At 72.7% G+C, this 14,136-nt stretch carries 12 protein-coding genes; 5 read left to right on the forward strand and 7 right to left on the reverse strand.

From position 1 onward, the window contains the following. Positions 1 to 79: 79 nt before the first annotated feature. The 7 genes from ACIBNE_RS21245 to ACIBNE_RS21275 form a co-directional block, all read right to left on the reverse strand. Positions 80 to 1,051 (reverse strand): hypothetical protein, encoded by a 972-nt coding sequence (locus tag ACIBNE_RS21245; protein WP_399273736.1) that lies wholly within the window; start codon positions 1,049 to 1,051, stop codon positions 80 to 82. A gap of 195 nt (positions 1,052 to 1,246) precedes the next feature. Continuing rightward, positions 1,247 to 3,715 carry a hypothetical protein gene (locus tag ACIBNE_RS21250; RefSeq protein WP_399273738.1) on the reverse strand — a complete coding sequence of 823 codons (2,469 nt, stop codon included), beginning with the start codon at positions 3,713 to 3,715 and terminating at the stop codon, positions 1,247 to 1,249. Next, the gene (pstS, locus tag ACIBNE_RS21255) at positions 3,712 to 5,433 is read right to left on the reverse strand and encodes a phosphate ABC transporter substrate-binding protein PstS (RefSeq protein WP_399273739.1); all 1,722 of its coding nucleotides are present in this window, start codon (positions 5,431 to 5,433) and stop codon (positions 3,712 to 3,714) included. The genes ACIBNE_RS21250 and pstS overlap by 4 nt, the downstream gene beginning before the upstream one ends. Before the next feature lie 146 nt (positions 5,434 to 5,579). Then, positions 5,580 to 6,884 (reverse strand): phosphate ABC transporter permease PstA, encoded by a 1,305-nt coding sequence (pstA, locus tag ACIBNE_RS21260; protein ID WP_399273741.1) that lies wholly within the window; start codon positions 6,882 to 6,884, stop codon positions 5,580 to 5,582. A 13-nt stretch (positions 6,885 to 6,897) separates the two neighbouring features. Further along, positions 6,898 to 7,884 (reverse strand): phosphate ABC transporter permease subunit PstC, encoded by a 987-nt coding sequence (gene pstC / locus ACIBNE_RS21265; RefSeq protein ID WP_399273743.1) that lies wholly within the window; start codon positions 7,882 to 7,884, stop codon positions 6,898 to 6,900. A 61-nt stretch (positions 7,885 to 7,945) separates the two neighbouring features. After that, complete coding sequence (locus ACIBNE_RS21270; RefSeq protein ID WP_399273745.1) at positions 7,946 to 8,299, reverse strand: hypothetical protein; 354 nt, start codon at positions 8,297 to 8,299, stop codon at positions 7,946 to 7,948. Between the two features lie 187 nt (positions 8,300 to 8,486). After that, positions 8,487 to 9,125 carry a PH domain-containing protein gene (locus ACIBNE_RS21275; protein WP_399273747.1) on the reverse strand — a complete coding sequence of 213 codons (639 nt, stop codon included), beginning with the start codon at positions 9,123 to 9,125 and terminating at the stop codon, positions 8,487 to 8,489. 76 nt (positions 9,126 to 9,201) lie between these two features. Here ACIBNE_RS21275 and ACIBNE_RS21280 point away from each other — a divergent pair, with 76 nt between their 5' ends. The 5 genes from ACIBNE_RS21280 (at position 9,202) to ACIBNE_RS21300 (ending at position 14,103) form a co-directional block, all read left to right on the forward strand. After that, the gene (locus ACIBNE_RS21280; RefSeq protein ID WP_399273748.1) at positions 9,202 to 9,882 is read left to right on the forward strand and encodes an HAD family hydrolase; all 681 of its coding nucleotides are present in this window, start codon (positions 9,202 to 9,204) and stop codon (positions 9,880 to 9,882) included. After that, positions 9,867 to 10,415 carry a chloramphenicol phosphotransferase CPT gene (gene cpt / locus ACIBNE_RS21285; protein WP_399273750.1) on the forward strand — a complete coding sequence of 183 codons (549 nt, stop codon included), beginning with the start codon at positions 9,867 to 9,869 and terminating at the stop codon, positions 10,413 to 10,415. Before ACIBNE_RS21280 ends, cpt begins: the two co-directional genes overlap by 16 nt. A 375-nt stretch (positions 10,416 to 10,790) precedes the next feature. Then, the gene (gene deoC, locus ACIBNE_RS21290; protein WP_399274248.1) at positions 10,791 to 11,783 is read left to right on the forward strand and encodes a deoxyribose-phosphate aldolase; all 993 of its coding nucleotides are present in this window, start codon (positions 10,791 to 10,793) and stop codon (positions 11,781 to 11,783) included. 6 nt (positions 11,784 to 11,789) lie between these two features. Further along, positions 11,790 to 13,226 (forward strand): aldehyde dehydrogenase family protein, encoded by a 1,437-nt coding sequence (locus ACIBNE_RS21295; RefSeq protein WP_399273751.1) that lies wholly within the window; start codon positions 11,790 to 11,792, stop codon positions 13,224 to 13,226. Continuing rightward, positions 13,219 to 14,103, forward strand: coding sequence for an aldehyde dehydrogenase family protein (locus ACIBNE_RS21300; RefSeq protein ID WP_399273753.1), 885 nt, complete (start codon positions 13,219 to 13,221; stop codon positions 14,101 to 14,103). The genes ACIBNE_RS21295 and ACIBNE_RS21300 overlap by 8 nt, the downstream gene beginning before the upstream one ends. Positions 14,104 to 14,136: the final 33 nt, after the last annotated feature.

The raw sequence follows: 14,136 nt of genomic DNA on the forward strand, positions 1-14,136 counted from the left end.
GACGGGTGCTGTTCGGGAATCGCCGCTGGGCCGGGCACCCGTGGGGTGCCCGGCCGTTGTGCGGTGGTGGTGCTACGGGTCAGCTCTCGCCCTTGAGGGTCGTGGAGCCGCACGCGGTGCCGAGGCCGCCGAAGCCGTAGGTGGAGATCACCGACGTCTGGTTGCAGACCTTGGAGTTGGAGCCGACGAAGGTCGACGCGATGGTCGCGTTGGTGAGCTTCGCGGTCGGGACGACGTTGTAGACGTCACGGTTGAAGGGGAAGCCGACGTTCAGCGTGCCGTTGGCGTTGCGCGGGGCGACGCCGTCGATCGAGCCGAGCACGGCGGCACCGCGGCGGTCGACGACCCCGTCGGGCTCGTTGCTCTGCGCGATGTACTGGGCGATGGAGTAGGGGGCGATGTCGCCGGCGCTGTCGAGGGCCTCGCCGTTGTGCTCCTGGACCGTGTCGTTGACGCAGGAGCCGAAGGTGCTCTCGGTGAGGCCGAGCTTGCCGAGGAAGAAGGAGCGGGTGCCCGAACCGGCCTGCGGGAGCAGCGGGGTGAGCGCCACGCCGTTCAGCGAGGTGGTCTGGCAGGTGTAGATGGAGACCAGCTGGGCCTTGGTGAGCGCCTTGGGCAGCGCGCTGTCACCGCGGACGGCGAAGGACACGGCGTCCTTGCCGAAGGGGATCCAGGTCAGGTCGGTGGTGGAGGAGTCGGCGACACCCCGGGAGGAGCGGGCGAAGTCCAGGCAGCCGGTGTTGTTGTCGACGGCGTTGCGCAGCGCGTTGATGCCGGCGGACGAACCGTTCGGGCGGGGGATCACACAGTTGGCGGCGCGGGTCTTGATCGTGGCGCTGCCGGTCGCGTTGTACGAAGCGATCAGGGAGCCGCTGTCGATCGCGGTGCCCAGTCCGTTCACCACGTCCTGGGTGGTGTCGGAGCCGACGCCGGCGAGGGTCCGGTAGGTGTTGGGCGCCGGGTCGGCGGAAGCCGGGGCGGCCATGGCGCCGAAGCCGAGGGCGGTGGCGCCGATGACAGCTGCGATACGAGCGCGGGACTTGACGTTCACTTCTGTTCTCCTCCGTGGTCTACGGAATCGAGGAATGGACACTCAAGACGAACTGCACGAACCGTTAAGCGCTAATCCGGATTTGTTTCTCCGCCGACCCGTCGGCCGGACACCAATTACTTTTCCGTAAACCGCTTTCAAGAGCCACCAACTTCGGCGGTTGAAAAGGTTACGTAAGCGTGTACCGGGTTACCCCTAGGGGTTCTCGGCCACTGCGGCCGAATTCCCTCGCCGAGCCGAGAGGCGCAGGAGTACGGGTCCGGAGAGGGCCGCGGCCCCGCCCGTGACCAGCACGCCGAGCAGCACCCAGCGGACGACGCCGAGCACGGTGGAGGGCGTCAGCCCGCCGGACGCGGCGACGTTCTGCTTGGTCTCGCCGCTCCCGCCCTTGCCGCCGCCGGCCGTGCCCGCGCCCGCTCCGGCGTCGGCGGCCGCGGGGCCCGCGCTCGCCGCGCCGCCGCTGCCCGTACCGCCGTCGGCACCGCCCGCGCCGCCGGTGCCCGTACCGCCGCCCTGGCCGGACGCGCCGCCCTGGCCCGAGCCCCCGCCGGAGGCCGTGCCCGCGCTGTCCGCGCCGTCGCCCGGCCCCGCGGGGTTGCCGCGCTTGAGCCGGTCGGCCGCCGCGAGCGCCTGGGTGCGCAGCGCTGCGGGCAGCGGGGCGTAGCCGGGCGGCAGTTGGCCCTGGGCCGTGCCCGGGGTCTGTCCCGGGCCCGCCGCGTACCGCATGAGCCGCGCGTAGTCGGCGCGCTCCGCCGCGGGCAGGCCGGTGGAGGCGGCGGCGTAGGCGACCGTGGTGAGCGGGTAGGCGCCGCCCTTCGCCGCGCCGGGCGCCGGGGCGAGGACCCCGCGCACGGGGCGCATCGCGGCGACGCCCTTGAGCAGGGACGCGGTGGTGGCGGTGACGAAGCTGCCGTCGGCGGACCGCAGCGCCGCCGTCTGGAGGCCGTAGCGGGCGGCCGACGCGGCGTCCACGACGGCCAGCACCATGCGCTGCCCGGACAGCGGCGGGGTGTTGACCAGCTTGGCCGGGGTGCCGTTGCCCGCCGCCGCGATGGTGATGGTGGCGCCGTTGTTGCCGCGCCTGGTGCGCAGCGCGCCCTCGTGCATGTCCTGGACGTAGGGGGCGATCTCGGTGGTGCCGTACTCGACCTTCTCCTCGCCGAGCGTGAGCGTGGTGCGGGTCGGGTCGGCCTTGGGGAAGTCGGAGAGCGCGGTGTCCGTGTCCAGCTTCAATTCCTTGAAGTACGGATTCACCTTCATTCCCCAGGGGTCGGCGGATCCGGCCAGGAACGCCTTCGCCTCGGCGTCGGACCGCAGCCAGTTCCACACCACCTTCGTGGTGTCGGAATTCTCCAGCTGCACCATGAGGCCCATCGGCGGCTGCTGCGTCGGCAGCCAGTCCTTGAATGCCGGATTCAGCTCCTTGAATTCCGGGTCGTGGAAGAGGCTGGCCGGATTGTCGGCGACGTGCGGCGGGACGTCGCGGCGGCTGCGGCTGACGTCCTTCTGGTACGAGGAGGTGAGCAGCTTGGCCATGAGCCGGGGCGTGAGCCGCATCGAGCGCAGCTGGCCCGCGTCGGGCAGCTCCACGAAGAAGCCGACGACGAGGCCGCTGACCGCGACGGGCGCGTGCACCAGCGGCGCCCCGCCGTCCGGTGCCTCGACCGGGTCGACGGTGAAGCCGAGGCCGGGCGCGGTGGGCGAGGGCGTGGCGATCTGCTGGCGCGCGGTCTCCTCGCCGCTCTGGCTGAACGCGTACTTGGCGCCGCCCGGCGCCGAGCAGAGGGCGGGCTGCCAGGACGAGACGGCGTCGGTGACCAGCTCGGAGCCGATGATGCGGCGCTCCTTGCGGTCGGCGGCGCAGGCGCCGTCGACGGGCAGGAAGTCGAGGCGCACGACGAGGCGCTGGGCCCAGTTGGAGGTGGACAGCGGCGAGGTCTGGAGGGTGTGCCCGGGTCCTGTGGAGCCGTCCGGGTCGTGCGTGCCGCGCGGCACGACCACCAGCCAGCAGGGCTTGCCCGGCCGGGCGCCGCAGCCGAGGTGGTTGGACTCGCGGTCGGTCTGGAGCGGGATCGTGAACTCGCCGGTGCCGTCGGCGTGGGTGACGGCGTACGGCTCCTCGTTGGTGTCCAGCGAGGAGAAGTACGTCCAGTCGCGGGAGCCCGTGGTCGGCTTGGAGCCGTCGGCGGGTCTGAAGGGGACGTACGACTCGCCCTCGCCGTTGTCCTTGTACTCCTTCTCGGCCGGGTCGGCGCCGCCGAGCTGGCGCAGCCCGGTCCAGTTGCCGCCCTGGGCGACGCCGCTGCCGCCGAACTGGCACTGCTCGCGCTTCGGTCCCGCCGGGTCGTCGCCCCAGCACTGCATGATCTGGAGGTAGTTGCGGTCGAACCCTTCGGAGGGCGCGCCGCCGGTCCAGCTGATCCGCACGCCCTGGGCGCGCAGTTGCCGGGTCTGGTGGACGGTCACCTTGAGCGTGGAGAAGTCGTCGTACGGCCCCTTGCGCCCGGTCACGGTGACGGCCGACCCGGCGGGTCCGGCGGCCTCGGCGGGGGCGGCCTGGGCGGGGGTGGTGGGCAGCGGGAGCAGCGCGACCACCAGGGCCGAGGCGAAGGCCCCGAGACCCAGCCGCAGCCGCGCCCTGGCGGTCCGTATGCCGGTGGTCATCGGGTGGGTCCTTCCTTGCGTCGGGTGCGCGCGGCCAGTGCCCGCGCGGTGAGCGGCGGGCCGATCACGACGCCGACCAGCAGGAACGCGGAGAGCGCCATGAGGACGCCGCGCAGTCCCACGCCGTCGTCGGCCGCGAGGTTGACCGGGTTGCCGACGACGGACGGGTCGCCGCCGCCCTCGCCGCTGAGCGGTTCGCCGGTGTCGGGGTCGATGCCGCCGCCGGTCGCACCGCCCGCGGCGGCGCCTCCGCCGCCCGAGGCGCCGGCAGTGCCCGCGCCCGTGCCGCCGGCGGCCGCGCCGCCCGGGGCGCCGCCGGAACCGGCACCGCCCCCGGACGCGCCCGCGCCGCCGCCCGGACTCCCGTTGCCGGAACCGCCGTTGCCCGTGCCGCCGCCGTTGGCGCCGGGCTTGACCCGGGTCTCCTCCTTGGCGCCCGCGGTGCCGTTCGAGCACTGCGTGGTGCCGCGCTTGTCGCAGGTCTTGGGGTAAGGGGCGTTCTTGGCGAGGGTGTTGGAGCCGTCGGCGGAGAAGGTGGGGTTGCGGCAGCTCTTGATGTTGATGGCGTCGGTCGGGGCGCCGGGGATCTTGCGGACCTGGGCGAAGCCCGCCTCGACGAGGTTCTTGGGCAGCGGCGAGTAGCCCAGCTCCTCGGCCTGCTGCTGTCCGTCGCAGAGGAAGTAGTTGGCGAAGGCGCCGAGCGTCTTGCCCTTGGCGGTGGTGAACGGGCGCTCGTCCTTGGTCGGGACGATCATGTAGCTGTAGCTGGAGAGCGGGTAGGTGCGGCGGTCGGAGGACCGGTAGACGCCGTCGAGGATCTGCGTCAGGTAGTCGGGCGAGTTCTTGTCCTCGTTGATGCGGGCCGACATGAGCGCGACGGCGACGCTGGAGGCGGTCGGCTCGACGTAGTAGTCGGCGGCGTTGAGCACCTTCGCCACGGGGAAGCCCGTCTTGATGGCGTACGAGTACTCGACGTAGGTGATCGCGCCCTCGGCGTGGCCCTGCTTGGTGTAGCCGGAGACGCCGAGCGAACCGGACTTGGCGATGTGCGAGGAGCCGGGGACGACGGGGAAGTACGAGGTCATGCCGCAGGGCGTGGCGCGTCCCGCGCGGCCGCAGTAGTCGTTCCAGAGCGTGCCGTGCTCCTTGGCCATCCAGGTGGTGAGCTGCGCGGTCGTGCCCGAGCCGTCGGAGCGCACGACGGGGATCACCCGGCGGGCCGGGAGGTTGAGGCCCGGGTTGTCGGCGCGGATCTCCGGGGAGTTCCACATCTGGATCTTCCCGGTGAAGATCTTGGTGACCACCTCGCCGGAGAGGCGGAGGTTGGTGACCTTCTTGCCGCCGATCTTGAGGTTGTACATGAAGGCGGTGCCGCCCGCGACGATCGGCATGTACGCGTAGCCGCGGCGCGGCGGGGCGTCGGTGGCGCCCGCCTCGGTGAGGCCGTACGGGATCTCGGACACGGCGAAGTCGGCCGTCCCGTTCTTGAACTGCTCACGCCCCACGGACGAGCCGACGGCCGCGTAGTTGACGGTCATGCCGCTGTTGGCGGAGACGTTGCGGCGCCACTGGTCGAGCGCGTTGGAGCTCCAGGTGGAGCCCGCGCCGCTGATCTTCGTGTACGAGGCGGCCTGGGCGGCCTCCGGACGGACGGCGAGCACCGCGCAGAGCAGCGCGGCGAGCGCGAGCGCCGCACGGGCGACGGACGGGGGTCTCAAGGGGGTACTCCGTTTCGGGTGTGGGTGGGGGTGGGGGTGGCGGGCCCCCGTGAGTGAGTGGTCCCCTGCGGGCCGGGGCGGGCCGGGGACCGGCCCGCCGCGGGCGAAACGTCGCCCGCGGGGCGACGGCCCCGTCAAGGGCCCCCTCAACGGCTCCGCGAAGCGAACCGCTCCGCGTCCCGCCGGGAGGCCAGCACCCGCCGGTGCTCCTGCCGCCGGGTCAACTGCCCAGGCCCCCGCCCGCCGATGACCCGCGCCGCGATGAACAGCAGCAGGACCACCGCCATGAGCACCGCCGCCGTCCCGAACCCGCGCGCGATCATCGCGGGCTCCGGCGACTTCACGAACTCGAACGTCGCGAGCGGCAGCGAGACCTGCGGCCCCTCCAGCGGATCGGTGTTGATCTCCGCGGTGAACCCCGCGGTGAGCAGCACGGGCGACGTCTCCCCGATCCCCCGCGCGGTCCCGAGGATCACCGAAGTCGTCAGCCCGGACCGCGCGGTGGGCAGCACCACGTGCCACACGGTCCGCCACCGGGACGTCCCCAGCGCGTACGACGCCTCGCGCAGCGTCCCCGGCACCAGCCGCAGCACGACGTCCGCGGCCCTGATGATGATCGGCAGCATCATCACGGCGAGGGCCAGCGACGCAGCGAGCCCCGAGCGGTCGAACCCGAGCGCGAGGATCACCGTCGCGTAGATGAACAGCCCCGCCACGATCGACGGCAGCGCCGTCATCGCCTCGACCACGGTCCGTACGAACCGCGCGAACCGCCCCGGCACCTCGTTGAGGAAGACCGCGCAGGTCATCCCGGCGGGCACGGTGATGGCGAGCGCGACGGCGATCTGCTCCAGCGTGCCGAGGATCGCGTGCAGCACGCCGCCGCGCGAGAGCGGGTCGAGCGGCCCGGCCTGCGCCATGTCCTCGGTGAAGAAGTTGAGGTGGGGCAGTGCCTTGCGGCCCTCCCAGAGCGTGAAGGCGATGACGAAGACGAGCGCGGTCAGCATGACCAGGCCGAGGCTCTGGATCACCACGGCCGCGACCCGGTCGCGCACCGCGGGCCCGTCCTCGTCGAGCGAGACGAGCAGCGCGTAGACGCCGATGAAGAGGGCGTACGCGATGACGGTGAAGCCGACGCCGCCGCTGAACGGCAGCAGCCGGGTGAACAGCAGCCCGGTGAGGGACAGCGCGGCCGCGGCCGCGCCGAGCAGCGCGTACACGTCGGTGGCGCGCAGCAGCGAGAGCGAGCGCCGCCGTTCGCCGACGGGCCGCGCGGGAGCCCGTACGGCAGCCGGGCCCGGAGCCTGACTCGGAGCCGGACCCGCAGCCGGGGCCGGCGTCACCGCGGCGGCGGGCAGCACCTCGGTGGGGGCCTCGGAGCCCTCCGCGGGGCCCGCCCCTCCGGCGGCGTCGGCGTCGGCGTCCGTGACGCCCTCGTGCGCGATGGTCATGTCCGGCGTACCCCTACTCACTCGCGGCGCCCGAACGGCTGCGGGCGACGATCGACGAAGCGGCGAAGTTGACGACGAGGGTCATCAGGAAGAGCGCGAGCCCGGCCGCCATCAGCGCGGACATGCCGAACTCGCTGGCCTCGCCGTACCGCAGCGCGATCAGCGCGGCGACCGAGCTGGCGCCGCTCTGCAGGACGTGCCACTGGATCTCGAAGACGGGCGAGATGATCAGGTAGACGCCGATGGTCTCGCCGAGCGCGCGGCCGAGCCCCAGCATCGTGCCGCCGATCATGCCGCCCTTGCCGAACGGCAGGACGACGCTGCGGATCATGCCCCAGCGGGTGGCGCCCAGCGCGTACGCGCCCTCCCGCTCGCCCACCGGCGCCTGCGAGAAGACCTCGCGCATGACGGAGCAGACGATCGGGGCGACCATCAGCGCGACGACGACGCCCGCGATGAGGGTCGAGGAGGTGTAGACGGTCGCGGGCGCGAGCGGGTCGTCCGGATCGGCCCCCTTGACGTGGAAGACCGGGATCCATCCGAGGTAGTCGGCGATCCAGCGGGCGGTCGGGAGGATCTTGCCCTCGAAGAAGAACAGCCCCCACAGTCCGTAGACCACGGACGGCACGGCGGCCATCAGGTCGACCACGCTGATGAGGGTGCGGCGCAGCCTCGGCGGCGCGTACTCGGAGATGTAGAGCGCGCCGCCGAGCGCGAGCGGCACGGCGACGCTGATCGCGACCAGCGCGATGAGGACGGTCCCCACCAGCACGGCCGCGATGCCGAAGCGTCCGGCGTCCGGCTCCCACGCCTCGGTGGTCAGGAACGACCACCCGGCGCGCTCCAGCGCCTGCCAGGCCCGGTACAGCAGGAATCCGCCGACCAGCAGCATCACGGCCAGTACGAATCCCCCGCCGCCGCGCGCCACGCCCCGGAAGACGCGGTCGGGCCAGCCCGGGTCGGCGTACAGCCGTCTGGGCACATCGTTCTCAGTCGTCACACGGCCGACGCTGATGCCGTGCGCTTGACGTGCTCACACCTAGATGTGAACGAGGGGTTGCCTAGAGGGAACTTCCGAGCAGGCCCCGGAAGCGCTCGTACGCGGAGCGGCAGGTCGAGTGCCGCTCGTAGGCGCGGGCGGACACGGCGATCGGCCGCCCGTCGCCGTCACGGAGTAACCACACCCAGCCGTTGCCCTCGGCGGAGTGCTGCACCGCTCCGACCAGCCGGGCGCTGTCGGTGCGCAGCCGCTCGAAAGCGGCCAGGCAGTCTCCGTACTCCCGGAAGGCCAGACCGGAGACGGCCACGACGCGGCCGTTCTGCGCGATCATCCGCCAGCCGTACGAGCCGTGCCCGTCGATGTCTATCTGACAGCGCGTGCCGCCGACTCTGTCGCTCTCCCTGGACCCTGTCATGCCCCCACCCCCGTGCCGCCCGATAGGCCGAAGGAGGAAGTCGGGGCGGCACAGGTGCAACTTATTGAGACAAGGGAGACAGTTGCAGCCTGAACGATTTTCCCCGTACGGGGTTCACCGGAACGTATCCCCTAGGGCACCCCTAGGTCGGCTGGGCGTCCCCCGCCGACCGGCCCCGCGGCCGGTTCTAGCCGACGGCGAGGAGCACCACGAGCAGCACCGCGCCCGCGGCGGTCGGCGCGAGCACCTCGTAGGCCCAGCGCACCCGCGGCTCGCCCTGCGCGCCCGGCCGGTCCCCCGCGCGCTCGGCGAGGTCGCGCAGGTCGCGCACGGCCTGGTCGGCGGGGGCGATCCGGGACCTGCTGTCGTTCAGGTCGACCCGCATCGAGGTCCTGCCGTGCGGGTCCTCGGTGGCGTCGCGGGCCTGCCGCCGCGTGGCCCGCTTGCGCTGGCGCAGCGAGACGGGCACGGCCCACATCTGGTACTTCGCGCCGTCCTTGGTCAGCACCTCGCTTGAGTACCCGGCGCGCACGTCGGCGACCGAGGCCCAGGGCAGCACGATCGACCGGAAGGGGTTGCGGATCCGCAGCCGGTCGTCGTTGGCGTACACGGCGGGCCGCAGCGTGAAGGCGACGAGCGGCGGCACGACGAGCAGCAGCCCGGAGAGCGCGAGCCAGGGCGCGCTCCCCTCGCCCCGGACGACGGCGTCGCCGCCGATCCACGCGGCGAGCGCGAGCAGCAGCACGCCCCCGACCATCCCGCCGGGCGACCGGAAGACGCGGTCGGCGTAGGTCGTGGGCCCGGAGGGCTGGGAAGAGCTCGTCATGGGCCCGATTCTGCCGTACGGCAGTACGACCCCGCAGTCCGGGCGCCCCCGCTCCGCCCCCTGGCATGATCCCTTCATGTCCACCACGCCCCGCGCCGCCCGCCGCGTGCTCTTCGACGTCGACGGCACCCTGATCGACGCCCTCGCCAACCAGCGCCGCGTCTGGCACGCGTGGGCCGCCCCGCACGGCCTGGACGGGGAAGCGGTGTACCGCACGGCGCTGCGCACGCGCCCGCTGGAGACGTTCGCCGAGGTGGCGCCCGGCCTGGACCCCGCCGCGTGCCTGGCCGCGTTCCACGCGCTGGAGGACGAGGACGTCCGTACGGGCACGTACGCGGCCTTCGACGGCGCGGCCGACCTGCTGCGCGCCCTGCCCGCGGGCGCGTGGGCGCTGGTCACCTCGAACTACGAGCACCGGGTGCGCGGCCGCTTCGCCCGTACGGGCCTTCCCCTGCCCGAAGTCCTGGTGGACGCGGCGGCGGTGCCCGAGGGCAAGCCGTCCCCCGTCCCCTACCTCCGCGCGGCCGAACTGCTGGCGGCCGACCCGCGCGACTGCCTGGTCGTCGAGGACACGGCGTCGGGCGCGGCGGCGGGGGTACGGGCGGGGATGACGGTGTGGACGGTCAACGCGCCGGACCCGGTGCCGGGCGCCCACCGCCACTTCGCGTCGCTGCGCGACGCGGCCCCCCAGATCCTGGAATTCGCCGCGCGGAGCGCCCCGGACGCCGCTAGGGTGCCCGGATGCCCACCCGACTGATCGTCCTCAACGGCGGCTCCAGCTCAGGGAAGTCGCGGATCGTCCGCTGCCTCCAGGAGGTGCTGCCGGGCGGGCCGTGGCTCGCGTTCGGCATCGACGCCCTGATCGAGGCGCTGCCCGTGGCGTTCCAGGAGCCCGGCTCTGACGGGATCGAGTTCGCGGCGGACGGCGGGGTGAACGTCGGCGGGGGCTTCCGCGAGGCGGAGGCGGCGTGGATGGCGGGCCTGGCGGCGACGGCCCGCGCGGGGGCGCGGATCGTCGTGGACGACGTGTTCCTGGGAGCGGTGGAGTCCCAGCGGCGCTGGGAGAAGGCGCTGGCGGGCCTCGACGTGCTGTGGGTGGGAGTGCGGTGCGAGGCGGCGGTCGCGGAGGCGCGCGAGGCGGCGCGGGGGGACCGCGTGCCGGGGATGGCCCGGTCCCAGGCGGAGTCGGTGCACGAGGGCGTCCACTACGACCTGGAGGTCGACACGTCGGGGGCGGGTTCGCTGGAGTGCGCGCGCCTGATCGCGGATCGGGTGCTCCACGCCCCTTGAGGGCCCCGGTGCCTCGGGGGCGGCGTTTTTTGCGCAGTTCCCCGCGCCCCTGGATGGATGGGGTGACCCGGTCGGTCAATGGATTGCCCGGGGGGCCGGGGGCGCGGGGCTGTGTCCGATGTGCGGCTCCGCCGCGCGGGCGCGAGCACAGGTGCGCCCCGATAGGGGCGCGGGGAACTGCGCGAGAGTGGGGCACACGCGCAACGTACCCACGCACCCCGGGCGGGCCCGCCCCAGAGCCCCCCGCCCCGAGGAACACGCACCCCACAAGGCCCACCCACCCCAAGAACCCCACCCCCACCCCCGCCCCGGAACAGATCACAGCCCGCCCCCTGTACATGCCGCTACGCGCGTAGATATGCTCACCTGGTGACCATGCCCACCCATGCACCCGCCACCCCCGAAGCGCAGACGCACGCGCCCTCGGGCGCCCCCGCGCCCTTCGCCGACGCGACCGCATCCGACAGCACCCTGCGCCGCTTCCTCCACGGGCTGCCCGGCGTAGACGCCGTCGGTCTGGAGGCGCGCGCCGCGGCCCTCGGCACGCGTTCGATCAAGACGACGGCCAAGGCGTACGCCATCGACCTGGCCATCTCGATGATCGACCTGACGACCCTGGAAGGCGCGGACACCCCGGGCAAGGTCCGGGCGCTCGCCGCGAAGGCGGTCAACCCGGACCCGACCGACCGCACCACGCCCCGCACCGCCGCCGTCTGCGTCTACCCCGACATGGTGGCCACCGCCAGGGAAGCGCTGCACGGCGCCGACGTGAAGGTCGCCTCCGTCGCCACCGCCTTCCCGGCCGGCCGCGCCGCGCTCCCGGTGAAGCTCGCGGACGTGCGCGACGCCGTCGCCGCGGGGGCGGACGAGATCGACATGGTCATCGACCGGGGCGCGTTCCTCGCGGGGCGGTACCTGGAGACGTACGAGCTGATCACCGCGGTCAAGGCGGAGTGCGGCCCGGCCCGCCTCAAGGTCATCTTCGAGACCGGCGAGCTGTCGACGTACGACAACATCCGCCGCGCCTCGTGGATCGGCATGATGGCGGGCGCCGACTTCATCAAGACGTCGACCGGCAAGGTCGGGGTGAACGCGACCCCCGCCAACACGCTCCTGATGCTGGAGGCGGTCCGCGACTTCCGCGCGCAGACGGGCGTCCAGGTCGGCGTGAAGCCCGCGGGCGGCATCCGCACCACCAAGGACGCGATCAAGTTCCTGGTGCTGGTCAACGAGACCGCCGGCGAGGACTGGCTGGACAACCACTGGTTCCGCTTCGGCGCCTCCAGCCTCCTCAACGACCTGCTGATGCAGCGCCAGAAGCTGGCCACCGGACGCTACTCCGGCCCCGACTACGTGACGGTGGACTAAGACACCATGACTTCCCTCTTCGAGTACGCGCCCGCGCCCGAGTCCCGCTCGGTCGTCGACATCGCCCCGTCCTACGGGCTGTTCATCGACGGCGAGTTCACCGACGCCGCCGACGGCAGGGTCTTCAAGACCGTCTCGCCCTCCACCGAGGAGGTCCTCTCCGAGGTCGCCCGCGCGGGCGCCGAGGACGTGGACCGCGCCGTGAAGGCCGCCCGCAAGGCGTTCGAGAAGTGGTCGGCGCTGCCGGGCGCCGAGCGCGCCAAGTACCTCTTCCGCATCGCCCGCATCATCCAGGAGCGCTCCCGCGAGCTGGCCGTCCTGGAGACGCTGGACAACGGCAAGCCGATCAAGGAGACCCGCGACGCGGACATCCCGCTGGTCGCCGCGCACTTCTTCTACTACGCGGGCTGGGCCGACAAGCTCGACCACGCGGGCTTCGGCCCGAACCCGGCGCCGCTGGGCGTCGCGGGCCAGGTCATCCCGTGGAACTTCCCGCTGCTGATGCTCGCGTGGAAGATCGCCCCGGCGCTCGCCACCGGCAACACCGTGGTCCTGAAGCCCGCCGAGACGACCCCGCTCTCCGCGCTCTTCTTCGCGGACATCTGCCGCCAGGCGGGCCTGCCCAAGGGCGTCGTCAACATCCTCCCCGGTTACGGGGACGCGGGCGCGGCCCTCACCGAGCACGCGGACGTGAACAAGGTCGCCTTCACCGGCTCGACCGCCGTCGGCAAGGCCATCGCGCGCCAGGTCGCGGGCACCGACAAGAAGGTCACGCTGGAGCTGGGCGGCAAGGGCGCCAACATCGTCTTCGACGACGCCCCCATCGACCAGGCCGTCGAGGGCATCGTCACCGGCATCTTCTTCAACCAGGGCCAGGTCTGCTGCGCGGGCTCGCGCCTGCTGGTCCAGGAGTCGATCCACGACGAGCTGCTGGACTCCCTCAAGCGCAGGCTCTCCACCCTGCGCCTGGGCGACCCGCTCGACAAGAACACCGACATCGGCGCCATCAACTCCGCCGAGCAGCTCGCCCGCATCGAGGCCCTGGCCGACACGGGCGAGGCGGAGGGCGCCGAGCGCTGGTCCCCCGCCTGCGAACTGCCCGCGTCCGGCTACTGGTTCGCCCCGACGCTCTTCACGAACGTCACGCAGGCGCACACCGTCGCCCGCGACGAGATCTTCGGCCCGGTGCTGTCGGTCCTCTCCTTCCGCACCCCGGACGAGGCCGTCGCCAAGGCCAACAACAGCCAGTACGGCCTCTCGGCCGGCATCTGGACGGAGAAGGGCTCGCGCATCCTCGCGGTCGCGAGCAAGCTCCGCGCGGGCGTCGTCTGGGCCAACACCTTCAACAAGTTCGACCCGACCTCGCCCTTCGGCGGCTACAAGGAGTCGGGCTACGGCCGCGAGGGCGGCCGCCACGGCCTGGAGGCGTACCTCAATGTCTGACCGACTCAACGTACTGAAGACCTACAAGCTGTACGTCGGGGGCAAGTTCCCCCGCTCCGAGAGCGGCCGGGTGTACGAAGTGCAGGACAGCAAGGGCAAGTGGCTGGCCAACGCGCCCCTCTCCTCCCGCAAGGACGCCCGTGACGCGGTCGTCGCCGCGCGCAAGGCGTTCGGCGGCTGGTCGGGCGCGACCGCGTACAACAGGGGCCAGGTCCTCTACCGCGTCGCCGAGATGCTGGAGGGCCGCAAGGACCAGTTCGTACGGGAGGTGGCGGACGCGGAGGGCATCTCCAGGTCCAAGGCCGCGGCCCAGGTGGACGCGGCGATCGACCGCTGGGTCTGGTACGCGGGCTGGACCGACAAGATCGGCCAGGTCGTGGGCGGCGCCAACCCGGTCGCGGGCCCGTTCTTCAACCTGTCGACCCCCGAGCCCACCGGCGTGGTGACCGTCGTCGCCCCGCGGGAGTCCTCGCTGCTCGGCCTGGTCTCGGTGCTCGCCCCGGTCGTCGCGACCGGCAACACCGCGATCGTGATCGCCTCCGAGAAGGCCCCGCTGCCCGCGCTCTCGCTGGGCGAGGTGCTGGCCACCTCCGACGTGCCCGGCGGCGTGGTCAACATCCTGTCGGGCAAGGCCGCCGAGATCGCGGCCCCGCTCGCGGCGCACCAGGACGTCAACGCCATCGACCTGACGGGCGCGGACGCCGACCTGGCGCGCGACCTGGAGGTCGCGGCGGCCGACAACCTCAAGCGCGTACTGCGTCCACAGGCTGTGGATTTCTCCGCCGACCCGGGCACGTCCCGCCTGACCGCCTTCCTGGAGACGAAGACGGTCTGGCACCCGACGGGCTCCCTGGGCGCATCGGGCTCCTCCTACTAGGAGGCCCTCGACAGGGCGCACGCCCCGCAGACC

This window comes from Streptomyces sp. NPDC050504 (assembly GCF_044458065.1).
Classification (GTDB): domain Bacteria; phylum Actinomycetota; class Actinomycetes; order Streptomycetales; family Streptomycetaceae; genus Streptomyces.

What these genes read in the sequence shown, in the direction of transcription:
- ACIBNE_RS21250 (WP_399273738.1), bottom strand. Translation starts at nt 3,715, where the DNA reads ATGACCACCGGCATACGGACCGCCAGGGCGCGGCTGCGGCTGGGTCTC.
- cpt (WP_399273750.1), top strand. Translation starts at nt 9,867, where the DNA reads ATGCCCACCCGACTGATCGTCCTCAACGGCGGCTCCAGCTCAGGGAAG.
- ACIBNE_RS21300 (WP_399273753.1), top strand. Translation starts at nt 13,219, where the DNA reads ATGTCTGACCGACTCAACGTACTGAAGACCTACAAGCTGTACGTCGGG.
- ACIBNE_RS21280 (WP_399273748.1), top strand. Translation starts at nt 9,202, where the DNA reads ATGTCCACCACGCCCCGCGCCGCCCGCCGCGTGCTCTTCGACGTCGAC.
- ACIBNE_RS21295 (WP_399273751.1), top strand. Translation starts at nt 11,790, where the DNA reads ATGACTTCCCTCTTCGAGTACGCGCCCGCGCCCGAGTCCCGCTCGGTC.
- ACIBNE_RS21275 (WP_399273747.1), bottom strand. Translation starts at nt 9,125, where the DNA reads ATGACGAGCTCTTCCCAGCCCTCCGGGCCCACGACCTACGCCGACCGC.
- ACIBNE_RS21270 (WP_399273745.1), bottom strand. Translation starts at nt 8,299, where the DNA reads ATGACAGGGTCCAGGGAGAGCGACAGAGTCGGCGGCACGCGCTGTCAG.
- deoC (WP_399274248.1), top strand. Translation starts at nt 10,791, where the DNA reads ATGCCCACCCATGCACCCGCCACCCCCGAAGCGCAGACGCACGCGCCC.
- pstA (WP_399273741.1), bottom strand. Translation starts at nt 6,884, where the DNA reads ATGACCATCGCGCACGAGGGCGTCACGGACGCCGACGCCGACGCCGCC.